Origin of the sequence: Sphingomonas sp. (assembly GCF_024508665.1) — a bacterium.
Lineage (GTDB): Bacteria > Pseudomonadota > Alphaproteobacteria > Sphingomonadales > Sphingomonadaceae > Sphingomonas.
On sequence record NZ_JANINP010000007.1, the window covers coordinates 624,198 to 646,507 of the forward strand.

Here is a 22,310-nt window from a genome sequence, read left to right on the forward strand (position 1 = left end):
CTTGAATTGCGGTGCCAATGACACGATCAGGGCTCACCTGATCCCGCAAGCGTTCGTCAGAGAGGTGCGGGGCGATGACAAGGGCTATGCGCTCACCAACCGCAATGCGTCATCTTTCCAGCCGAGCCAGAACGGCCGCTACGACGACGCCATTCTCTGCACCGCCTGCGACAATATTCTTGGCAAGGACGAGAAATATGCGGTCGAGACACTGGCGGCGATCCGCCGTTCGACCCAGCATGTCGTCGACAGGACATTCATGGTCGACGGTATAGAGGGCGACCGCCTGCTCCGCTTCGCGGCTGGAACTGTTTGGAAATTTGCGCTGACCAAGCCGCATTACGGCCGCATCGACATTGGGCCCTACGCAGCGATCTTGCAGTCGCTGCTCTATGATCGCGCTGATAGCGGTGGTGCGGTCGACGCGTTCCTGATGAAGCTGCACAGCGGCGATGACAAATCGTATTTCAACCGGGCACCCTCACCCGAACGTTACGAGGGCCTGAACTTCGTCCGCTTCGCTGTCGGCAGCTTTATCTTCCTGGTGAAGCTCGACCGGCGGCCGGCCACCAATCTGCCTGCTGCTGCCTGGCTTCGCGGGAGCACCAGCATTCTGATACCAGCCATAGCGTTCAACCAGATAGAAGAAGGGAGGACGGTCCTCAGCGCGCGGCAGGCCAATGGGCGCTTGGATGCCTATCTGCAGCGGGTCAGCGTGGCCGCAACAGCGAACAAGAACCTTGCATCTTAGGATTTGCAAGCTTACTTAGAAGGGCAGGAGCAGCCCCCCATGACCACAAACCTTATCGGACCGCGCCTCAAGGCGCTCCGCGAGACTCACGGATTCGACCAGGAGAAAGTCGCCGCCATCCTGGGGGTCGGCAGCCGCCAGATTGTCTCCCAAATCGAGACGGGCGAACGGCGTGTCTCCGGCGAGGAGCTCACGCGCCTGATCGACGGCCTCGGCGCCGACCTCGACTATTTCACCGACCCCTTCCGTCTCGAGGGTGAAGGCGCTTTCTCGTGGCGACAATCACAGTGCGGGACCGCCACGCTATCAGCCTACCAGACCAAGGCAGGCGCTTGGCTCGCGGCGTATCGCCATTTGGCTGAGCAGACCAACAAGCCATCTAGCTTTCGCCGAAGCTTGCGGCTCGACCGGAGCTCCAGCTTCGACCAAGCCGCCGCCGAAGGCGAACGCCTCGCGACCGAGTTCGACTTGGGGGATGTTCCTGCGCTGCGCCTCGGCGAGGTGATGGAACAGGCTTTCGACATTCTTGTGCTGATGGTCGATGCGCCTGCCGGAATTTCCGGAGCTGCCTGTCGCCTCACGGAGCTTGATGCCGTGCTCGTTAACCGCCTGGAGGTGCCCGGGCGGCGCTATTTCGACTTGGCGCACGAGCTGTTTCACCTGCTCACTTGGGACGCGATGCCGCCAGATCCAATCGAGGCTATCGACGCCAAGGGACACGTGGAGAAGCTGGCAAATGCATTCGCAGGCGCTCTGCTGATGCCTCGTTCAGTGATTGAAGGTGACTGGCGGAAGGCAGGTAGCGTCCCTGCGCTCGCTGCGATGATCAACGAGCGCGCCGATACTCTCCAAGTCACGGCGCAGGCGCTCAAATGGCGGCTGGTAACCGCAAAGCTCCTGTCGCGGCAGCGCGCGACCGCAATCCCTGACGAGATGCTCCGGCACAATGGTCGGTCAGCGGTAGCGGTAAACACTCAGCCGCCGCTTTATTCGCATCGTTTCATGGAGGTTCTGGGACGCGGCATCGACCACGGCTTCGTTTCACGTCGCCGGGCTGCTCGGCTGCTCGAGCTTAGCCCCCATGGCCGCGACCTTGCGGAGCTATTCGAAGCTCACGGGCTCCCGGTGCCTGAAGGCCTATGACCCGTGGCCAAGCACCGCGGGCCTATACTCCTCGACAACAATGCGATCGGCGATGCTGTCGATCTGGGCGTTTGGAATGCCCTGATCGGAGCCTACCGAGGTCAGCTCGAAACCGTTCGAGAGGTGGAAAGGGAAGCCGGCACCTACTTTCGAGAACTCAGCGATCCAGCGACGCTGATGGCAAGCCTGAAGCTGGTCCAAGTGCATGACGTTACTCCGCAGGAGCGGAACAACCTCGCTGTTCGCACCCAAGGTATCGCACTCGACCCAGGCGAGCGTGATCTGTGGGCCAATGCGCTCGGGCGGAAGCCTGGCTGGATCCTTTGCGGGCCTGACAAGGCGAGCATGCGTGCCGCAGTGCGCCTTGGACTAGCCGAGAAGCTGGTGTCACTCGAGGAGCTCCTCCAGAACGCAGGCCTTTCGACCAAGGGGCTGCCGGACAACCATACGAACAAGTGGCTGCGGCGGGTGGTGGGCGAGCTGATCGTCGAGGAGATCTTGAAGTGAACTCCATCGAAGTGCGAGACGAACTCGTCCACCGCCTCCGCCGCAATCTGGTTGGTCCGAGCGATTTTCCGCACGACGAAGACCTCGCCAGGGAAAAGCTTCCGACGGGCGAGAGCCCGTCGCGCTGGTATCTCACAGGCTTCATCGCACCTGCAGGCGACGAGATCGCTCACACTCAGGAGGACGAACAGGAAGAGGAGGAACTCACGCAACTCGAACCTGCCGGACATGGAGCCGGCGGCGCCGCGGGCGACGACGAGGAACCCGAACCGCCGGTCGCGAAGCGGCGCTTCCTGCCTTCGTCGATAGGCATCACGACCATGCTTGACCCCGGTGTGACGGAAATCGAAGCTGAGGTCCGTTGGGGCGACTATGTTCCTGAACCGCCGCTGCCCCGCGAAGTGCTGGAAGGCGACAGCGATCCGAAGCAGCCCGTCGAGTGGCGCCGCGTGCCGCGCGGCGAACGGGTCAGCCTCGCGATTCCCGGCGAACGCGAAGGGCTCCGGACCGTGCTCGTGCCCAATAGCGGCGCGACTGCGCGCCCCGTCGGTGCGCTCGAGATCGGAATCCGCGCGCGGCCGTTCACGATGTCGCTACCAGATGGCAGCACGCAGAGAGTGCGGGTTGTCACCGTATTCTTGGTGAACAAGCGAGACACACGCGTGGGCCGTCGCTTCCAGGACCTTGCCTACGCCTACCAGGTTCGCCTCGACCTGCATTGTCCGTCCGGGTTCCTGCCGCAGCACGACCTCTCACGAATAGACCGCTCTGATTGGGACGATCAATTGGCCGATCTGCACTACCGGGATGCCGCAGCCTATGCGGTGGGCCTCGGCTGCGCGACCGGGCATAAAATGGACGCAAAAGGTCTCGTCCAAACAGTCCACACAACCGCAATGCCTCGCGCCAGCGTCGAGCGGACCGTTGCCTCCAATGAGGTTGGAGAGGTTGAGCTTGGCATCGATGCCCTAGCCAATCTCGCCGCTGACAGCGGAGCCGCTTTGGCAGCGCGCCTGCAGCCTCTCATCAACGCTTATGCCGAGTGGAGCGGGCGACAGGAGCAGGCGGCCAAGGCAGATGACATCGCCCACGCGCCGCAGCGTCGCGCTACCGCCGCGACCCTGATTGCGGGGCAAGCGGAGGCCCGCGCGCGTATCGCCGCCGGGATCGACCTGCTGGCCCGCGACGACAAGGCTCGACGTGCGTTCGAGATCGCAAATCGGGCGATCGCAGATGCCGCCCGCGCACGTCGCCCAGAGGAACAGAAGCCGGAGTGGCGACCATTCCAGCTCGCGTTCATCCTCCTCAACCTCGAAGGCCAAGCCGACCGGCGCCACCGCGACCGCGACATCGTTGACCTGCTCTTTTTCCCCACCGGCGGCGGCAAGACCGAAGCCTATCTTGGGCTAGCCGCCTTCACCATCGCTCACCGGCGCCTCTGCGGGCCGGGCGTTCTCGGCGCGGGCGTTTCGGTCATCATGCGCTACACGCTGCGCCTTCTGACGCTGGACCAGCTCGGCCGTGCGGCTGGCCTCATCTGCGCGCTAGAACTGCTGCGGACCAGCGATCGCTACATAGCCGAAAATGGACGTCGCCTGCTTGGAGACTGGCCGATCGAGATCGGATTATGGGTGGGCTCGGACGCCTCGCCGAACCGGCTTGGTGGTACCGGCAATACTGGTGAGGGCACGGCCGTCACACGCGTCCGCCAGTATCAGAGCGGCCGCGACAGCCGAGCGCCCGCGCCGATCAAAAATTGCCCTTGGTGCGGTCACGCATTCGAGCCGCAAAGCTTCAGGTGCGTTCCCAACATGGCCGCGCCGACGAACCTTGAACTCCGCTGCGCGAACATTGATTGCGCCTTTACCGGGGATCGGCCGCTGCCCGTCGTGACGGTCGACGAAGCGATCTATCGGCGCCTGCCTGCTTTCATGATCGCGACTATAGATAAGTTCGCCTCACTCCCGTGGCGTGGCGACGCAGGCGCGTTCTTCGGTCATGTCGATCGCGTTGATGAAGCGGGGTTCTACGGCGCGAGCCGCCCGCGCGTCGGCCGGCCTCTCGACAATGGTCACAGGTTGGATCCGCCCGATCTCATCATCCAGGACGAACTTCACCTGATCTCCGGGCCTCTGGGAACGGTCGCGGGGCTATACGAGGCCGCCATCGACCGACTTGCCACCCGCCACGAGAGCGGCGTCCGCGTGCGGCCGAAAATTGTCGCGTCCACGGCCACCGTCCGCCGGGCAGATGCCCAGATTCGTGCCCTGTTCGATCGTAGCGAGACCCGGATCTTCCCGGCGCCCGGAATAGACCGCCGGGATAGCTTTTTTGCCGTGACAGTGCCCGAGAACGAGAGTCCTGCACGCTGGTATGTGGGCCTCGCGGCCGCAGGCCGCGGACCGAAGCTGGTCTTTCTTCAGGCACTCGTGACGGTGCTCTCCGGTGCGCAGGGTCTCGCCGACGAAGGCGGCAAGGCAGATCCCTATTTGACCGCTCTCTGCTACTTCAACGCCCTGCGGGAGCTGGGTGGTGCCCGCCGAATCGTTGAAGACGAGGTTGCGGCGCGTGTAGCGACGTACGGCTCGGAGAGACGCCGGAGCGAGCCAGCCGATGCGCCATTTGGAGATCGCGAGGTGGGCGAGCCGATCGAGCTCACTTCGCGCGTCTCCACCGATCAGGTTGCGGCGGCCAAGCGTCGACTCGAGACACTCTTCTCAGATGAAGGGGGCGAGCCGGTCGATGTAGCCCTGGCGACCAACATGATCTCGGTCGGGCTGGACATTACCCGCCTCGGCCTGATGCTGGTTCAAGGTCAGCCGAAGACAGCAGCCGAGTACATCCAGGCCACCAGCCGGGTCGGACGCGACCATGAGCGACCGGGTTTGGTCGTCGCGGTGCTCAACGTGCACAAGCCTCGCGACCGGATGCATTATGAGCAATTCTGCCATTTCCACACGACCTTCTATCGCGCGGTTGAGGCAACCAGCGTGACGCCGTGGTCGGCGCGAGCGCTCGACCGAGCGCTTGCTGCAGTGGTCGTCGCGATCGCGCGGCACCTGGACCCAGGCCTCACCCCTTCGGGCGCAGTCGCGGCGCTAGATGGCCACCCGGACACCAGGCAAGCTGTCGTGGACCATCTCGTTGCCAGAGCCCCGGGCGATATAGTCGGCGGGACGGCTGCCCTGCGGTCTCTGATCGAAGGCCTGCTGGATGACTGGATCGAAGTCGCGGCGGAGCAGACCGCGGCGGGCGGCAGCTTCACCTACGACATCGGCGCTCAGAAGCTACTGCACGCTCCGCTCGACCCCGCAATCGGCAACCTTCTTTCGCCACACGACCGGTTCCAGGCGGGCTGGAGCATGCGCGACGTGGAGCCGGGCGTGCTCGTGAAGCCACGCGATCCGTATGGCAACCCGATCAGCGGAGCCCCCGACCTGTGAAGTCATCATCGAAGCGCGTCCACCTGCGCCAATCGCAGCTCATCACGACCTTTGGTCCCGGCGCGATGGTCGACCTGCCGACGCGATCCGTCATCATCGGCGGCTTAGACCTGTGGCACATGCGCGAGAGGGGGAGTTGGCAGGCCATCCAGGAACCACGAGCGCTCAGCATTCTCGAAAAGGTCTTGAGCGAGAATGGTCGTCTCAAAGAGGGTGCCCACCTGTCTCTGCGATCGCCCCCGGTCGATTGGGGGCGCCAAACCTTTGGCGAGCCCCCTGGTATCGAGGCAAAGATCTTCCCCGCCTGGTTCGTCACGAGGGATGCAGCGGATGTCGGCGGCGGAGCACGGCGACGGCGGCTTGTCCGTTGGCGTGACCTAAACCCCAAGGGCGGGCGCGCCGACTTCACCGGTGACGACGGCAAGAGGACGCCGGTCACTCCCATTCGATTCGTGGCCGGATGCAAAAAGGGCCACATTCAGGACGTCGACTGGAGCTTCGCCGTCCACGGTGCGGGTAAGAAGTGCACAGAGGCGCTTTGGCTGGAGGAGCGCGGCACGTCCGGCGATCCTCGATCTACGCGCATCGTTTGCGGATGCGGATCTGCCTTGTCGTTGCACGACGCCCAGGCGCCAGGGCGCTTTGGGAAGTGCCGCGGCGCCCGGCCTTGGCTCGACGGGCGAGAACCGGAAGGGTGCACTGAAGATCTTCGCTTCCTAACTCGAACGGCCACCAACGCCTACTTCCCGCAGGTTCTGACAGTGATCTCCCTTCCGTCGGCGGAGGACGAGCTGACGCGCCTTGTTGAGGCCCACCTCTCCATTCTGGCGCGAGCCGCCGATCCAGCCGGCATCGGGATGGCACGATCCTTCAACGACGCTGTTCGTGCTGCCCTCGAAGGGTACAGCGACGACGATGTCTTCGCCCGCGTCCAGCAGCTCCAGGCCGTGCAGCGGCAGAATCTCGAGAAGGCGCCTAAGGTCGCCGAATTCGAGCTGCTGGCTTCAGACCTCCCCGTCATTGGTGCCAACACTCCCGATTCAAAGCTGTTCGCAGAGACACTGCCCCGCGGAGCGTGGGGCGGCGAAGATCCGCGGCTGGCGCCGATTGCCTCTGTCGTGGCCGTCCACCGGCTGCGGGAGGTGGCATGTCTCTACGGCTTCACCCGCTTCGAGGCAGCGCCCACGTCGATCGATGGCGACCTTGAGGAGCTGTATCTGGCTGTCGAAGGCGCGGCATTGGCGAGTGAGCTCGAATGGCTGCCTGCAATCGAACAGCTGGGCGAAGGGATCTTCCTGCGGTTTGACGAGGCGGCACTTACCGATTGGCTCGCTCGTGACGAGGTCAAGCACCGGGTCGCAGATCTGTCCGCGGGATATCAGGGATGGCGGGCGCACCAGCCGCAAGCGGACCGCCTGCGCTTTCCCAACGGCCCCTATTACATGATGCATGCCTTCAGCCACGCGCTCATGAATGAAATCGCGTTGGAATGCGGCTATCCCTCAACTGCGCTGAAAGAACGCATCTATCCGCTCTACGATGAGGCTGGTGGCGGTCGTTTTGGTCTCCTGATCTACACTGCGACGGCTGGCAGCCAAGGAACGCTCGGTGGGTTGCTCGCCGTATTGCCGCGCCTGAGTTCGATCATCAACGCGGCACTGGATAAGCTCGCCCTCTGCTCAAGTGATCCAATTTGCGCCGAGCACCGCCCGCCCAGCCAGACTGATGAGCGCGCCTTGGCGGGTGCGGCGTGCCATAGCTGCCTCCTGGTCGCCGAGACGAGCTGCGAGCAGCGCAATCTCTATCTGGATCGGGCGTTGGTCGTGCCATCGATTGCGGTGGAAGGCGCCGCATTGTTCGAGCAGAGGTGATCTCGCTGAGTCCCCGGGTCAGGTCTCGGGCTGCGTCATAGCCACAGCCCATGGGGTCCACGCATTGCGCTTCGTACCGCTTTTAAGGGCGCAGGCGGATCTGTAGTCCCTCGAAGGCGGTCGCGTCGGCTCCCTCGCCCAACAGGCGCACCAAGTGAGCGAGGAGGTCGTCCTGCCGCGGCTGCCCGAACGCGAGGCGGTAGACGGTCAGGCTCCGCTTTAGCCAGGCGAGCCGTGTCACCTCGCGACTGAACGGAAGCATCGGCACCCGCCGCTCGACCTTAGTCGGGCCCTCGTAGATCCAATAGGGAACGAGTTCGTCCCGACTCCGGGTCGCGCGCCGCGCTGCCTCGAACATCGCGGCCCACGGATCGGCCGGCGGCTTTCGGCCCTCGCGAACAGCGTCGGCGTGGGCAGCGGCGACGTTCAGCCGCACCGCATGCCCCTTGAAGCGGTGCACGCGCCCCTCGCGTTGTTCGAGATCCACCGGGTTGCTGGGCAGGTTCCAGTGGTACACGCGGTGGCAGTAAGGATGAAAGTCGAGCCCTTCCTGCCCAATCGAGGTTGTGGCGAGCACGAAAGGGCGGAACGGCGAGTTAAAGGCCTCTCGGACGCTTCCGAGCCGGACCGCGCCGCCCTCCTCGTCCTTGAGCTCGGCAAGGCGCATAGCGAAGCGGCCTCGCATCCTAATGGGGCTCCGAAACACGATGCGACCGTTTTCCACACCGACGTCGTCGAGCTCGATCTGAGATGGGCGGATCGAGAGCGCGTTCGCCATCGCCTTGGCCACGCCGCCGATCCGCTCGGCGGGCGCCGCGGCGGCTAACCCCTCTCCTTCCAGGAGGTAGTGCGCGTATTCGTCGAGCACGGCCTGCAGGTTGTGGGTCGCGCAATGGGTGAGCACGGAGCGCCAGTAATGCTCCTCGCTCTCCTGCCTCAGCAGCGCAATGGCCTCATGTTGATTGAACAGCGTGCGGAAGCCCCAACCGACCTGGGCTGCAGCTTCGAGCAGCACGGGGTCGTCCCAGGCGACCTCCGGGGCGATGCGGCGCAGCGCCCGGACAGCGCATACCGCCGGGCTTCCGAGCGCAATGTCGGTGAGCAGATCGAGCGCTGCGCCCTCGGTCGGGACCGGGGCGCCGGCGGCCGACGCACGCAGGAGTTCCCCAAGATGCTCTCTGAATCCAGCCTCGCCGCCGGTCCAGGCGAATGCGCCGCCGTCCGCCAACCAGCCGTACGCCTTCGTTTTCAAGGCCGCGTCGACCGATGCGGGAAGGGACCACTCCCAGTCACGTGAACCGCTCGGCTCCTCCGCAGCAGTGCAGGCCAGGCCCTTGAGCGCGTCCGCCAGTTTTTCCCTAACGGAACGGCGCGCGTCCTCAAACGAAGGACGCTCAACGGCGCCGGCGAAAATCGCGAGCGGGTCGCCCAATCTGGCCAGCGTGGGTGACGGATAGAGGAGATTGAGCGTCCTGAGCGCCCCCGGCCGGCCACGCTCGAGCTTGAACTGAAGCGGGCGCCGGCGCGTTGCCTCGGAATAAGATCCAGCTGCGGCGGCGCCCATCCGACGCTCCGCCTCGTAGGAGATCAGCGCCGCCAACGCGTCGGGCACCATCTGCCACTCGGAGAACACCAGCGCCTTGGTCTCAGATACGCCGCTCGGCGAGGGACCATAATAAGGGAGGGCCGGCGGGATCCATAGCTGCTGGTGCAGATTGGCGTCGAACAGGTCCGACATCAGTGCGCGGAGCCGGCCGTTGCCTGCCTCGATCCGATGGTAAGCCTCGATCGCGTCCCTGTGGATCGAGTGGCGCTCCGCCTCTGCGAGCGCGTCGAGAAGAGCCGGGTCGGGCTTCTCCGAGAGCTCTTTCAGCCGGCGCTTAAGCGTGTAGTCGCGCATGAAGTTTAGGAGGTAGGGCGCAGATTTCCAATATTCGGTGATACCAGGCGCATCCGCGGCTCGCGCGACCTTCGACACCGCTGCGGCATGATGGAGGTCCGCCGGCGCTATCTCCGCCACCACGATTGTCTCGGTGAGCATCGAGTCTCTCTCGCTCGTGCTGTCCACGCGCTCCGTGCGGCTCATCACGCGCCGCAGCCTGCGCTCGATGTCACCTCGCGCCCGGCGGGCGGCGCGCGTGCTGACCGGCAGTTGCTGTAGAAAGCGGCGGAACCGCCTCATCTCCAGATCCAGCTCGGCCGCAACTTCCGCTGCCTTACCGCGACCATGGAGGAAGCCGATGGTGTGGAGGAAGTCGGCGTAATGGTCGCCATCGTCAGGTGCGTCGTCCGACAGCGTCAACATCTTGTAGGGAGTCGCGGAAAGCAGGAGCGTCCGCGCGCCGGTGCTCTCGTCGCCGTATTCGAACAATGAGCGCGCAAGCTCGGCGGCGTCGCCGTCGCCCTGCAACAGCGCGCGGAAGCGCTGAAACTCGTCGAGTATGATGAGGTCAGGCTTGAGGGCGCTCACACAGGCGTGCGAAAGGAGCTTTCTGAGTTCGCCGACAAGTGCGTTTCGCGCTGCCACGGCCGCGTCCGGATAGCTTGGTCGACGGCGGGCGAACAGTCGACAGACCTCGTTCAAAGACTCGAGAAGCTGTTCGCTATCTTGAACTCCCTTCCGGAAGCGGCGCACGATGACCTGGTCGATCCCCTCGAGCGACATCTGCCGGACATGCCAGTCCCAGTTGCCGTTACCGGCACCTACCTGCAGCGCGTTCCGGAGCGGCGTGAAGCGCGCAAACGGCTCCATTAGGCGCACCAGCAGCGCGCGCTCGTCGATGACGCCTGTGGTCGAGCGGAGGTTGAACGTTGTGTTCGGCGTGAGGCTGATGAAGTTCACTTTGTTCGATCGGAGGGAGTCATCACCCCGCAGCTGCAGCGGCACGAGGGTGATACGCGTCGGCAGCGCGAGCGCCTGCTTCCCAAGCACATTCAATTTATTGAGGTTCTGCCCCGCGATTGCCTGATTGGAGCAAATGTAGAGGATGTCGATGCGCTTGGCCTCGGGCCAGAGCTTCTCAATCGTCTTGGCGATGAGGCCGCGCGCCACCATCGTCTTGCCCAACCCGACCTCGTCCGCGACGAGGAAGTGCCTGATCTGATCCGGCCCGTGGAGGCGGTCGAACACGTAGTCCACGGTCCTGCGCTGGAATCGCTTCAGCTGCGCGAGCGCCGGCGCCGCGTTGAACGGTTCACCGTGCATCGGCCGCTCCACTCAGGGCGGCCCTGAACACCTGCCAGAGCGAAAGGAATTCGTCCGGCACACCCTGCTCGCCTGTTGCGCCGCTCGCCTCCAGCCGCGCCACAAGTCGCTCGACGGCTTCGAGCCGCCCGTCGTCCGCGCAGAGAGATCGGATTAGGTCCTCCAACAGAGGCTCGTCGTCCGCTCCAGCGCCCCAGTCCTTGCCCGCGGCACCCTCGTTCGCAGCAAGCGCGGCGCCCAGCGGGTCCCCTAGTTCCGCCAACAGCAGCCGGAGGTAGCGCAAGAATGTCTCGCGGCTGTTGATAACCCACTTCAGGATGGCGCCGTCGCGCTCGGCTGGCATGCCATCAACCGGCACACCGGTGCTGAAGAGTTCCGTTCGCCCAGTCTCGGACTCAGTAATCTCGATTGCCAGGAAGCGCGTGACGTCTACGAGTGCAACCTCTCCCAAGTCGAGGACGCAGCCGGATCGAATGGCATCGAGCGCATCGCGATGATGCCCTTCTCCCAAGGTGATCAGCCAGACACGGATGCGCCCGATGCGGCCGACCTCCAGACCCCCTTCTGGAGGGACCAGCCACATCCGCCACCGAGCGTCTCCTTCCTCGTTCACCGCCTCGCAACGAAGGCGCAGTCCGCCTCGCGCCAAGACACGCCGGGCGTCGAGCAGCGCCCGTTCGGCCGAGATGTCGGTCGACTTTGGCTTCGCGACCTCCCCACGCTCGAAGGGGCGGGTCAGACGGCCAAAGCCACTCACTCCTAATATGTCGTCGATGCCGCCTAATCGCGAGCGCATGCCATGCAGAGTTGCGAACACCTCCACGTTGACGGTTGGCTTCCGGCCGGCCGCGAGAAGCGCAGCGCCCGTGGCGTTGCCGGAACCAAGCGTCAGTCGCGTCCGCCAGCCTTGCTCCTGAATATAGATCTTCGCGTGCAGACCCCGTTGCTCTCCGGCTCGGGTCTCCTCGCCGTCCTCACTCTCTGCGAGCTCATCGAGCACGGCAACTCGCTCGAACTGGTCCAACGTTTCATCGTCGACGCAGACAAGTTGGTCGGGCCGGCTGATCAGGATCGGCCGTTCACCGGCCAAGCTGGCAAGATGGTCTAGTGCCGCGCCATCGCAGAATGGCGATACGACGGCGATGCGCCTGCTCGGCTCCGGCGTCCACCTCGATCGCCCGATGCCGTTCACCGCAAACGTCACCTCGTCGCAGTTTTCGGGCGGCTCCCAGCGGGTGTGACTTAGATCCTCAGCGATTTCCGCCGTCAGCATGCGACGATGCTCGTCGACCTCGCCCACGGTCATCGTCGGCAGTGCGGCCACGAGGTTCCGCAGTGGTCGATTACTTGCGACGGGCCTCCTTCCGCGCTCACCGTCCAAGCGGACGATAGCGTCCCAGGATCTGTCACGGGTCAGATTGCGCGAAAGGATTAGCAACCGCATGAGGGTCGGTCCCTCGCCTTGAAGCGGCCGGAAACGAAGCGCCCAGAGCTTCGGGTGAAAACTCCCTCCGCCTAGAGCTTCAACCTCGACAATCACCCGTTCCAGCAGCGAGGAGAGTCGGTTGCCCGGGCCGTGTTCGGCGTGAATCTGCCCGGCGTCCACATAGACCGCCAGCTTGCCGGCTATGCGCTCGGTGCCCTCGAGCAGCGCAATCGGATGGCTAAGGATCTCGTCGCGGTTCTCTGCGGCGAACAGCGCGAGACTTACGGGGACTGCCAGGGCAGTGGCAAAGTCCAGTGAGAAGGTCGTCGCGATGCCGCCGTCGAAACGATAGCCAAGCGGCGCCTGAAGGCTTTCTCCGTAGAGCAGCCGCGTCTCTGGATCGAGCGTAGATCTAGCCACGCGCGAGATCCTGCAGGTGGCGACGGGCCTGCGGCCAGCGGAATTGCAGTCGGTACGCGCCGGACGAACCCTGCCATCGGTCGCGCGCCGCCCGGTTAGCAAATCGTGACTGGGGCCCCTTAAGTCGCCGCTCTCGCGTGACGATCGCACCGTCGGCCTGCGCTCGGCCCCGCGCGAGTCCTCGTCTTGTCCGAAGCAGGTCCACCCACTGCGTAACAAACCTTCTCGTCGGCTCGAGTATCTGGTGGGCGGGGTGGCGAATCTCGGCCCAGAAGTCATCTAACGACCAGTTGCGCAGTCGGGCAGCATCGAAAGCTTCTCGCCACCGATCGAGTTGTCCTTCGTAGCGGTCGACCCATTGTTCGTTGTTACGTAGCTCGCTGAGCAGCAAGTTGTAGAGGAGGGATGCGCCGTGCATGGCCTCGGAGAAGATCTCCGCGTGGAGAATAAGCCGGCGGACGCGGCCTGGAAAGTCCGCGAGGTGCGGGTGCGTCCAGACATCATCCGCATCTGCCCGATCGCCGCGGCCCGCCAAAAACGCCAGAAGGCTATCGGGATTGCTGTCGACGAGCCGATCTACGATGAATGCGGCTTCATGGTCCTCAAGTTCGAAGGTTGTGATTTTCAGCAGATCTGTAGGAGGGTCGGGCAGGCGCGAGTGCCATGCTGAGACCGCACGACCACCGGCACCATGATCGTCATTCGGATGATCCTTCGCGGGCACATTCCGCCAAGCGGGTAGCGAGGCGATGTAGGCCTCGATTGAGCCTGGGAACCGCCGGATCCCCCAGTTGCCCAGGCCTGACCAGTACACGCTCGCCGGTAATCTCTTCAGCTTCGGCCCGGCGTTCACCCCAATGACGCCATTGTTCTGCTTTCCGGCGACGAGAGCGTCGCGGAGCCTTATCTGGTCCACCCGTGCCTGCGCCACGATTTCGCGCGTGTCGCGTCGGCCGTGAAGGCCGGAGAAAATCCATGGGATGAAGAGCATGTAGCGCAGGCGCGTTTGAATGGTACTCGTGCCAGGGAAGAGGTGATCTGAGATTGAGTCGCGGATGGCACCGAGCCCGAGTTCGTCGCGGGTGTCCTGCTCGGTGAACAACTGCATGAGGCGCTGCGCTCGCTCACGCTCCGCCTCGTCGAAATCAACCCACGCGATTGCCGACACCCGACGCCCCCTTTCTTATTTGGTACCAAGAGGATGGTCCGGTGCATATGGTAGAGCATCCGAACCGGCCCCCGGTCCGGTGGTCTGTTGTGCTGCGACTTCGCTGAAGAAACAGTATCGGCGACATAGCCAGCATTGGTCTCGGATCGTGCATTCCCTTCGACCGATGTCAATTGGCCTGCTGAAGATCCGAGAGCTTGAGAGCCCCCCCCCCCGGGTCGCGAGAAAGAGCGGCATCTACTCCCACTTTTCGCCGTCATCTGTTGGGGGGGGCAACAGTCGAAGTCCGATCAGAGATGAAGGTGAGTTAACCGGCCGAACGATAGGCGCCTTGCGACGGGACCGTAGCCTTTTTCGCTTGGAGGGGGCTGCGGTCTAGGTCCAGATTGCGTCCACGCACCCTGGGCTGCGGACGAACCGGGCTGCGGACGAGAGGCAGAGATTTAATGCCGGCACCTGACGAGAGTAGCGCAACCTCGGTGAGCACCTATTCGATCAGATTACTGGCTGAGCATGAACGCCCGGCCACTTTCAGGAACATCAGCAACAAAGCTAATTGACCGCGTTGACGGCGCAAAGCGGGCACGGTCGTAACCCGCAGCTGTCGTCGCGCACTGCAGGCTAAAGTGGCACTCGCCGCCGCTTGCGGCTGCGCCTCGAGTTGCACAGCCCACGACCATGACCATTCCCCGGCGCTCGGGAGCCGCATACCGGTCGGCGACGCGCGCAGCTTCTGGAACGTGTTCGGCTGCGGCTGCTGGGCAGTCTGACGCGCCGCTATTTCGCCGTTCGTGCTCGTCGGCCCTGTGTCAATCGGCGAGTAGACTTGGTGCTGCCTTCTGATGGCAATGACACCGAAACGAGCGGTCGCTCGGCGCGCTCGGCTAGCTGGCTTCCCGCGGCAATCAGGTCGAGGAAGAAATGAGCGACGTACCCACCATCTTCCACGATCTGCGCGATGTCACGAACGAGGGAGGCCGCGCCACCATCGCCCCGCCAGAGATATGCAAATTGCTCTGGAGACCCGGCGATCTCGGAAGCGATTGCTTCGCTAGCCTCAAACGCAGACAGAAAATCCGATTGGGCAGCTTGATCGCCTCGGACCTCACACGCGCCGTCGTGGTTCAAGAGCGAGAAAAGCAGCACCAGCCTGGCCGCGGCCGCGCCGATCTCTCCGCTCTCTGATGGCGCAATCCCATTCAGTGACAGCAAGTAGCGCACCTGTATCTCAGCTACCTCGAGCGAATCAAACGACGCCCGCTTGCCACTACCACCGGGAAGCTGCCCTCTGGCACGCCACGCTCTTTGCAGCGGCAGCGGAATGCCCGCTATCGTCGCAAGTTCGCTGGCGGAGAACCTGGCCAGCTCCCAAGAGCCGCCTTGCTCGGCGATCGCCCGCCGCTTCATAACGTAGTAGCTTCCGCAATCATCTGGATGCGCGAAATCGGGATCAGAACGCGCACGGGTTCGTATCCGGTAGCCTCATCCGCCACACAGCCTTCCAAGAAGCGGTTGGTCTGAAACTGCCGACTCAGTTCGCCAATATCGTTAGCATCAACCTCAACGGTTGGAGCGTTCTGGGCGCCGACCAGAAAGATACGAAAAGCCGCCATGCAACGGCTTTCGCACGACTCCTCGTCACGCGCAACGCCTGATGTTGCGTGCTACTGTATCAGTATGACGCAAAGCGCTTCAGGAGCATGCTTTGCGTGCGATTGTAACGTTACAGCGATTACTGTAACGGAGTACTCGCGTCAGACGGGATTGGCCGGCTGGTCGGTAAAACGGAGGTTAACAGATGGAGCCTAACTTGCCCGTGGGTCGCCGCGAGCGCCAGCTTCTTCGGTCTCACACGTCGGCCGCTCGTCGTCGGCTCACGATCAGTTTCCCTGCCGACATTGTCGTTTCTACGGCGGAGGTGGAGGTGTTCGGCTCGCTGATTGCGGCGAATGACAATCTGCTCGTGGACCAGACGCAGTGAACGCGATTCCTGTCGCCTCGTACCTTCGCGTATCGACGGGCCGGCAGGCCGAGGAAGGTCTCTCGATCCTCGACCAGCGAAACAGCATCCAGAAGTACGTCGACGAGAAGGGCTGGCTGCTGGTGCAGGAATTCGAAGAGCGGGGAGCGAGCGGCCGCACGGACCAGCGCCCGGTATTCCAAGCGATGATCGATCAAGCGCTTCAGAAGCCGCCGCCGTTTCGCAAACTGCTCGTCCATAGCTACTCGCGCTTCGCCCGCGATGAGATGCTGTTCGAGTGGTACGGGCGCAAAATGCGCAAAAATGGTGTCGAACTAGTCTCCATCACCCAGGACTTTGGGGATGGACCCGCTGGTGACCTGACCCGCCGCATCATGGCCCTTACCGACGAGTTGAACAGCGCAGAAACCGCTAAACACGTACGTCGAACGATGCTGGAGAACCATCGTCAGGGATTCTGGAACGGCTCAGCTGCCCCATTGGGCTACCGCTCAGTGGTCGCCGAGATGCGCGGCCATAAGGCGAAGAAGAAGCTGGAGGTTGACCCTGAAGGTGCAGAGACGATCCGGCTGATCTTCCAGCTCTACCTTGAGGGTGACGGTGTCAACGGCCCGCTGGGGATCAAGAATACGGTTCGCTATCTCAACGATCATGGCTTCAAGAACGCAGCCGGTCGGACCTTCCAGGTGAGTCTTGTTGAGAAGATCCTCAAGGACGAGGTGTACGTTGGTCGGGCGTACTACAATGTCAGGGACAGCCAAACCCGCACGATCAGGCCGAGAGAGGAGTGGATCTGTCAGTCTGTGCCGCCCATCATAAGCGAAGAGACGTTCCAGCGCGTCCAAACGAAGCTGGCGCTTCAGGCTCCGGCGAATTTCGCTCCCCGGTTGGTGAATGGCAATCCTCTTCTCAGCGGTCTCGTGATCTGCGGCGGTTGCGGCTCTCCCATGAGGCGCCTGACCGCCAAATATGGACGCTTCGCATACTTCCGGTGTGGGACCCGGGCGCGGACTGGCAGTTGTCCTGGAGGAACTACGGCAGGAATCAACGAAGCCCAACTCGACGCCTTGGTGATGGAAGCACTTCTGGATCGCTTGCTGACTGCCGAACGCGTGCAGACCATCATCGGAGAAGTGTCGGCAGCGAGGAAATCAGGGGCCGAAAATGCCACAACCACGTTAGCTCGGCTGAAGTCCCAGTTGACGGAGTCCAGCAACAAGCTGGCACGTATGATGAGCGCGCTCGCCAATGGGGTGGTGCAGCCGTCCGAGACGTTCAAGAAAACTGTGCAATCAATCGAAGCGGAGCGTACGCGGGTCGCCGACCTGATTTCGGCGCAAGAACGCCTCGTCGAAACAGAGGTACGCGCGGTAACGCTCGAAGAAGCCGCCCAACTGGCCAACGTGCTTCGAGTCAAGCTAGAGGGAAGCAAGCCCGCACTGAAGAAGCGCATCGTTCGCTCATTCGTGCAGCAAATTATCGTCGGCGACGAGGAGATCGCCATCGTGGGCGCTAAATCAGACCTCTGTGAGGTCGTTACTGGAGGAGGAAAGAAGTGAGCGATTTCAATCAGCGGCAATCACCACGCCCGGTACCTACTTTTGACCGGGCGTGGTGGAGCTGAGGGGAATCGAACCCCTGACCTCTGCAGTGCGATTGCAGCGCTCTCCCATCTGAGCTACAGCCCCGCCCACGCCGCAAGGGCGCTTCCGCCCTTGGGAGCGCGAGCCTCTAGCGACCATTTTCCGGCTTTGCAACACGCGGTCTGCCGCGTTGGCCAAACAGGTCGCGCCCAGCTGACGGACAACCTCGTTAATCTGCATCAAGCGGTCGCTGAATTGCGGAACTGGCTGCCTCTGCACCCCGTTTAGGAGCGCAGGCGGGCGCGGTTCCCCCCTTTGCCGCGCCCGCCGTCCAAACCCGATGAGAGGACCCGCCAGATGGCATATGAACGCTACCCTCGCGGCAATTCGCTGCAAGGCGATTATTCCGCACCCGGCGACGACAATTACGGTCGCGATTATGGCTCGGGCCAGGATCGCACCTATACCAGCGCGCGCGAATATGAGGCCGCCGGCATGATCGGCCCGCGCCGAGGCGCGGATTATGATCGCGACGATTATGACCGCGGCTATTACAGCCGGGGCCGCAGCTCGAACTTTGCCAATCGCGAATATGATTACGGCTCGGGCTCACGCTATCGCGGCGGCTACGCGTCCGATCGCAACCGCTTCACCGACCCCGGCGATCGCCGCGACGACGATCGCGATTACGGGCGTTCCGATATGTATCGCGGTCGGCGGAGCTTTGGTCGCGGATATGACCGTGACCCCCGCGACTATAGCTATGACGACCGCAATTTCTTCGCGCGTGCCGGCGACGAAGTACGGTCTTGGTTCGGCGACGAAGAGGCTGAGCGCCGGCGTGAAGCGGATCAGCGCTATGATCAGCGTTATGGCGGTCAGGGCGGCTATCGCGGCGACGACGACTATCACAGCTGGCGCGCCGGTCAGATCGCTGCACTTGATCGCGATTATGACGAATATCGCCGAGAGAATCAGCAGCGTTTCTCGAACGAATTCGGCAGCTGGCGCAACGAACGGCAGACGCAGCGATCGAGCCTGCAGCGCGTCACCGAGCATATGGACGTGGTCGGCTCGGACGGCGAACATATCGGCACGGTCGACAAGGTCCGCGGCGATCGCATCCTGCTGACCAAGAGCGATGCAGACGCCGGCGGGCGCCATCATTCGATCCCGTCGCGCTGGATCGACCGCGTCGACGACAAGGTGATCGTGCGCAAGACAGCCGAGGAGGCCAAGGCGCATTGGCGTGACGAAGAGCGGAGCGCGTTCTTCGGCGGTGACAGCGCCGGCCGTGATCAGGAGGAGGGCGGCGATGGCCGCATCCTCAATCGCAGCTTCTCGGGCACCTATTGAGCAAGCCGCAGGGGCTCGGACAACACCGTCCGGGCCCCATTTCATGTCCCGCTATTGGCCCTTTCCAGCCGCATCGACCGTCAGCCCTTGATAATAAGCTCGCGGCCGGATCACCGCGGCGCTGGCCGATTGCTCGATGGCGTGTGCCGCCCAGCCGACCCCGCGCGCGGTGGCAAAGAGCTGGAACGGCGCGTCGGCGGGCAGGCCGGCGGCGACCGATATTGCAAGCAGGGCAAAGTCGATATTGGGCAGAGCCTCGGTCGCATCGACGACGGCGTCGCGCAGCTCGACGAGCGCCGGGTCGAGCGTGACCAGCGGCAGCAGAGCGGCGGCGCGCGGATCGCCGTGCGGGTAGAGGGGATGTCCGAACCCCGGCAGGCCGTGCCCGGCCGCCAGCCACCGTGCCACCGCCGCCTCGACACCATTCGCCCTGGCTTCCGCCGCCAGCGCGGCGAGCGCGGTACCGGCACCGCCATGTTTCGGCCCCGACAAGGTCGACAAACCTGCCATCAGGCACGCCGCCATTGGCGATCCGGTCGACGCCGCGATCCGCGCGGCAAAGGTCGAGGGATTGAGTTCGTGATCCGCGAGCAGAACCAATGCGCGCCGGACGAGGTCGGTGCCGGCCGCATCAAGCGACCAGCCGCGCGCCAGGCGCTCGTGGATCGGCCCGTCGCCGACCGCGCCGAACGTGCCGGCGATCGCCGCGATCGCAGCGGCCGCTTCCTGCGCGAGCTTGCTCGACGCGCGACCGATCATCGGCTTGGCGCCCGCTATCAGCGCCGCCAGCGCTCGGAAGGGATCGCTATCGTCCGACCCCATCGGGAACGCTGCTACCGGCCGTTCCCACAGTAACGCCGCGACGTCTTCCAGGGTCGCGTGATCGGCCAGTTCGCTTGCCCGGTGTCCGCGAAAGATCAACTGGCCGTGCGCCACGGTCGAAATCCGCGTCGGGATGACCGGCTCGCCCCAGGCCATGGCCGATGCCGCGATCGATGCCGTCCGCCGTCCCCGCGCCCGCCGCTTGGTCAGCGCCAGGATGTCGTCGCCGCGATATTCGCTGCGGCGCGGATCGGCCGCCTCGGCGCGCCGCTCGATCAATCCACGGCTGACATAGGCATAGAGCGTCTGTGGTCGCACGCTCAGCATTGCCAATGCTTCTTCGCGGGACAGCCATTCGCGCATGATTGATTCACTTGATCAAGATTGATTGACGGTTGCGACACGACCATGTGGCCCGCGTCACGTCAAGGAGGTCGATCGATGAACGGTCTGGAAGATGTCGTCGCGGCGGAAACCGTGCTCTCCGATGTCGATGGCGAAGCGGGGCGGTTGATCATTCGCGGGCATCCGTTGGAGGCGCTCGCCGGACATTGGACGTTCGAACAGACCGTGCATCTGTTGTTCGGCGGTTTCTTTGACGACCTGCCAGACCCCGAGCGCTTGGCCGCGACGCTGGGGCAAGCGCGCGTCGACGCGTTCGACCGCGCGCGTCCGTTGCTGCCGCTGCTGGCGGACCTGCCCGTTTATGATGCGATGCGTGCCGCGCTCGCGCCGCTGCCCGACGGGATAACGCTCGACGACGCGCTACGCCTGGTCGCCGCGCCTGCCGTGCTGATCCCCGCTCTGCTTCGCCAGTCGACCGGAGAGGGTCCAATGGCCCCCGATCCATCGCGCGGGCACGCCGAAGATGTGGTGCGGATGCTTGGCCGCGATACAGGTGGTGCGGCGCTTGACGCCTATCTGGTCACCGTCAGCGACCATGGCCTCAATGCTTCGACCTTTGCCGCGCGCGTCGTCGCGTCGACCCAGGCCGGGCTGACGTCGGCGGTGCTGGCGGGACTGGGTGCGCTGAAGGGCCCGCTCCATGGCGGCGCCCCCGGGCCGGTGATCGAAATGCTCGATGCGATCGCGGACGAAGGAGACGCGCGCGCCTGGATCGACCAGGCGCTCAATCGCGGCGAGCGGCTGATGGGCTTCGGCCACCGCATCTATCGCGTCCGCGATCCACGCGCAGATGCCTTGAAGGCCGCACTCCACACGATCGATCGTGTCGGCGGCCGGCTGGAATTCGCCGAGCAGGTCGAACGCGTCGCGCTCGCCGCCTTGCGCCAGCGCAAGCAAAGCCGTGTCATCAAAACCAATGTCGAATTCTACACCGCATTGCTGCTTGAAGCGGTCGGCTTTCCAAAGGAAAGCTTCACCGGCGTGTTCGCGATGGGCCGCGTGGTTGGCTGGATCGCTCATGCCCGCGAGCAAGCGCTCACCGGCCGTTTGATCAGGCCGAAGTCGGTCTATGTCGAGGAGGGCAGGGCCCGCGCCGCTTAGAGCGCAACCTCCACTCGCATGGCGGCGCTGCGCAGGCCGGCGTCGAGCACTTCCATCACCGTAGTCGCTTCGCTCGGCGGCACGGGGTTTGGGCCGTCACCACGTATCGAGGCGGCGAGCGCCCGCCAGAACTGCCGGTAATCGCCACGCTCGTTGGGAACGGATATTGTGGCGCCATCCTCGCCGATCGTAAGCGCGCCTTCGATCGGATCGACTCCCCAATCCTCTCCCTCGGGCGCGCGCCCGGCGAGTGTCGCGGCTTCCTGCGGATCGCTGCCATGCTTGATCCAACTCGCGCGGATGCCGTGCACCGCGAAGCGCAGGCCGTGTTGCGCAGCAAGCTTGGTCGCGTGCAGGATCACGCGTCGCTGCTCATAGCGCAACACGGCATGGAAATAGTCGGGCGAGGGTGCGCCCTCGCGCAGGGTCGCCAGGTCGAGGTTGATGCCGTCGGGCCGCCCGAACAGCATCACCGCCTGATCGACGAGATGGGGGCCCAGGTCGAGCCAGACACCGCCCTCTCGCGCTTCTTTCCACAGACCGGTGGGCGTTGGGCGCCAGCGGTCGAAATGGCTCTCGAACTGGACGATTTCGCCCAGCAAACCTTCCGCGATCAAGCGTCGCAATGTCAGGAAATCCGCGTCCCAGCGGCGGTTCTGGAATATGGTCACTTGCTTGCCCGCCGTTTCGCCCGCCATTGCTACCCGGCGTGCGTCGGCTAGACTGGTGGCAAACGGCTTGTCGATCAGCACATGCTTGCCGGCCTCGAGCGCCGCAATTGCATGTTGGGCATGGAGCGGATCGGGGCTGGCGACGATGATCAGATCGATCTCCGGCTCGGCCAACAGTGCCGCGACGTCTGGAACGACGGGCATGTCTGGCAGGTCGACATGAACCTTCGCCGGATCGCGCGTGACGACCGCGCGCAATGCCATCCCTGTGGTGGCACGGACATAGGGCGCATGAAAGGCCCGGCCCGCCAGGCCGTAGCCGATCAAACCGACGCCGATGTCCCGCATTGCCGTGCCCGCTCTTTCGTCAATCGTCCGTCTGTGCTCGGTCGATGAAGTACAGGAGGATCGTGTTTAGTCTCGAACCTCCGCGTATATAACCGCCGCAGATCGTGAA

General features: G+C 63.9%; 15 protein-coding genes and 1 tRNA gene. 8 read left to right on the forward strand and 8 right to left on the reverse strand.

Annotated features, from left to right (window positions below):
- Window position 1: 1 nt before the first annotated feature.
- From Q0L25_RS18165 to drmB, 5 genes are read left to right on the forward strand one after another with little or no spacing between them, the layout of a single operon-like run.
- Window positions 2–751: a hypothetical protein gene (locus Q0L25_RS18165; protein ID WP_296616733.1), complete on the forward strand. Its 750-nt coding sequence runs from the start codon at window positions 2–4 to the stop codon at window positions 749–751.
- Between the two features lie 39 nt (window positions 752–790).
- On the forward strand, window positions 791–1,894 hold the full coding sequence (locus Q0L25_RS18170; protein WP_296616734.1) for an XRE family transcriptional regulator: 1,104 nt from the start codon (window positions 791–793) through the stop codon (window positions 1,892–1,894).
- A gap of 3 nt (window positions 1,895–1,897) precedes the next feature.
- Complete coding sequence (locus tag Q0L25_RS18175) at window positions 1,898–2,401, forward strand: hypothetical protein (protein ID WP_296616736.1); 504 nt, start codon at window positions 1,898–1,900, stop codon at window positions 2,399–2,401.
- Window positions 2,398–5,844 (forward strand): DISARM system helicase DrmA, encoded by a 3,447-nt coding sequence (gene drmA / locus Q0L25_RS18180; RefSeq protein ID WP_296616737.1) that lies wholly within the window; start codon window positions 2,398–2,400, stop codon window positions 5,842–5,844. The genes Q0L25_RS18175 and drmA overlap by 4 nt, the downstream gene beginning before the upstream one ends.
- Window positions 5,841–7,715, forward strand: coding sequence for a DUF1998 domain-containing protein (drmB, locus tag Q0L25_RS18185; protein WP_296616739.1), 1,875 nt, complete (start codon window positions 5,841–5,843; stop codon window positions 7,713–7,715). Before drmA ends, drmB begins: the two co-directional genes overlap by 4 nt.
- An 82-nt stretch (window positions 7,716–7,797) precedes the next feature.
- On the opposite strand, the gene Q0L25_RS18190 is transcribed toward drmB, so the two are convergent.
- From Q0L25_RS18190 to Q0L25_RS18210, 5 genes are all read right to left on the reverse strand, one after another.
- Complete coding sequence (locus Q0L25_RS18190) at window positions 7,798–10,920, reverse strand: helicase-related protein (RefSeq protein WP_296616741.1); 3,123 nt, start codon at window positions 10,918–10,920, stop codon at window positions 7,798–7,800.
- Complete coding sequence (locus tag Q0L25_RS18195) at window positions 10,910–12,766, reverse strand: phospholipase D family protein (protein WP_296616743.1); 1,857 nt, start codon at window positions 12,764–12,766, stop codon at window positions 10,910–10,912. Before Q0L25_RS18195 ends, Q0L25_RS18190 begins: the two co-directional genes overlap by 11 nt.
- Complete coding sequence (locus Q0L25_RS18200; protein WP_296616744.1) at window positions 12,759–13,934, reverse strand: DUF6361 family protein; 1,176 nt, start codon at window positions 13,932–13,934, stop codon at window positions 12,759–12,761. The genes Q0L25_RS18195 and Q0L25_RS18200 overlap by 8 nt, the downstream gene beginning before the upstream one ends.
- A gap of 777 nt (window positions 13,935–14,711) precedes the next feature.
- A complete protein-coding gene (locus Q0L25_RS18205) occupies window positions 14,712–15,341 on the reverse strand; it encodes a hypothetical protein (RefSeq protein WP_296616745.1) in 630 nt (209 codons plus the stop codon).
- Window positions 15,338–15,547, reverse strand: coding sequence for a hypothetical protein (locus tag Q0L25_RS18210; protein ID WP_296616747.1), 210 nt, complete (start codon window positions 15,545–15,547; stop codon window positions 15,338–15,340). The genes Q0L25_RS18205 and Q0L25_RS18210 overlap by 4 nt, the downstream gene beginning before the upstream one ends.
- Window positions 15,548–15,911: 364 nt before the next feature.
- On the opposite strand from Q0L25_RS18210, the gene Q0L25_RS18215 reads away from it, so the two are divergent.
- Window positions 15,912–17,474, forward strand: a complete 1,563-nt coding sequence (locus tag Q0L25_RS18215; RefSeq protein ID WP_296616748.1) for a recombinase family protein — start codon at window positions 15,912–15,914, stop codon at window positions 17,472–17,474.
- A 53-nt stretch (window positions 17,475–17,527) separates the two neighbouring features.
- Here the strand turns inward: Q0L25_RS18215 and Q0L25_RS18220 are convergent.
- Window positions 17,528–17,603 (reverse strand) — tRNA-Ala (locus tag Q0L25_RS18220).
- A gap of 252 nt (window positions 17,604–17,855) precedes the next feature.
- Between Q0L25_RS18220 and Q0L25_RS18225 the strand changes: the two genes are divergently transcribed.
- Complete coding sequence (locus Q0L25_RS18225) at window positions 17,856–18,854, forward strand: DUF2171 domain-containing protein (RefSeq protein WP_296616750.1); 999 nt, start codon at window positions 17,856–17,858, stop codon at window positions 18,852–18,854.
- A 51-nt stretch (window positions 18,855–18,905) separates the two neighbouring features.
- On the opposite strand, the gene Q0L25_RS18230 is transcribed toward Q0L25_RS18225, so the two are convergent.
- Window positions 18,906–20,039 carry a citrate synthase gene (locus Q0L25_RS18230; protein ID WP_296616751.1) on the reverse strand — a complete coding sequence of 378 codons (1,134 nt, stop codon included), beginning with the start codon at window positions 20,037–20,039 and terminating at the stop codon, window positions 18,906–18,908.
- A gap of 78 nt (window positions 20,040–20,117) precedes the next feature.
- On the opposite strand from Q0L25_RS18230, the gene Q0L25_RS18235 reads away from it, so the two are divergent.
- Window positions 20,118–21,182, forward strand: a complete 1,065-nt coding sequence (locus tag Q0L25_RS18235) for a citrate synthase/methylcitrate synthase (RefSeq protein WP_296616753.1) — start codon at window positions 20,118–20,120, stop codon at window positions 21,180–21,182.
- Here Q0L25_RS18235 and Q0L25_RS18240 read toward each other — a convergent pair.
- A complete protein-coding gene (locus Q0L25_RS18240; protein ID WP_296616754.1) occupies window positions 21,179–22,201 on the reverse strand; it encodes an oxidoreductase in 1,023 nt (340 codons plus the stop codon). The two genes, Q0L25_RS18235 and Q0L25_RS18240, sit on opposite strands and share 4 nt — an antisense overlap.
- Window positions 22,202–22,310 lie beyond the last annotated feature (109 nt).

Excerpts from the sequence above, each read along its gene's own strand:
- Q0L25_RS18170 (WP_296616734.1), top strand. The coding sequence starts at position 791 with ATGACCACAAACCTTATCGGACCGCGCCTCAAGGCGCTCCGCGAGACT.
- Q0L25_RS18190 (WP_296616741.1), bottom strand. The coding sequence starts at position 10,920 with ATGCACGGTGAACCGTTCAACGCGGCGCCGGCGCTCGCGCAGCTGAAG.
- Q0L25_RS18205 (WP_296616745.1), bottom strand. The coding sequence starts at position 15,341 with ATGAAGCGGCGGGCGATCGCCGAGCAAGGCGGCTCTTGGGAGCTGGCC.
- Q0L25_RS18210 (WP_296616747.1), bottom strand. The coding sequence starts at position 15,547 with ATGGCGGCTTTTCGTATCTTTCTGGTCGGCGCCCAGAACGCTCCAACC.
- Q0L25_RS18225 (WP_296616750.1), top strand. The coding sequence starts at position 17,856 with ATGGCATATGAACGCTACCCTCGCGGCAATTCGCTGCAAGGCGATTAT.
- Q0L25_RS18230 (WP_296616751.1), bottom strand. The coding sequence starts at position 20,039 with ATGCGCGAATGGCTGTCCCGCGAAGAAGCATTGGCAATGCTGAGCGTG.
- Q0L25_RS18235 (WP_296616753.1), top strand. The coding sequence starts at position 20,118 with ATGAACGGTCTGGAAGATGTCGTCGCGGCGGAAACCGTGCTCTCCGAT.
- Q0L25_RS18240 (WP_296616754.1), bottom strand. The coding sequence starts at position 22,201 with ATGCGGGACATCGGCGTCGGTTTGATCGGCTACGGCCTGGCGGGCCGG.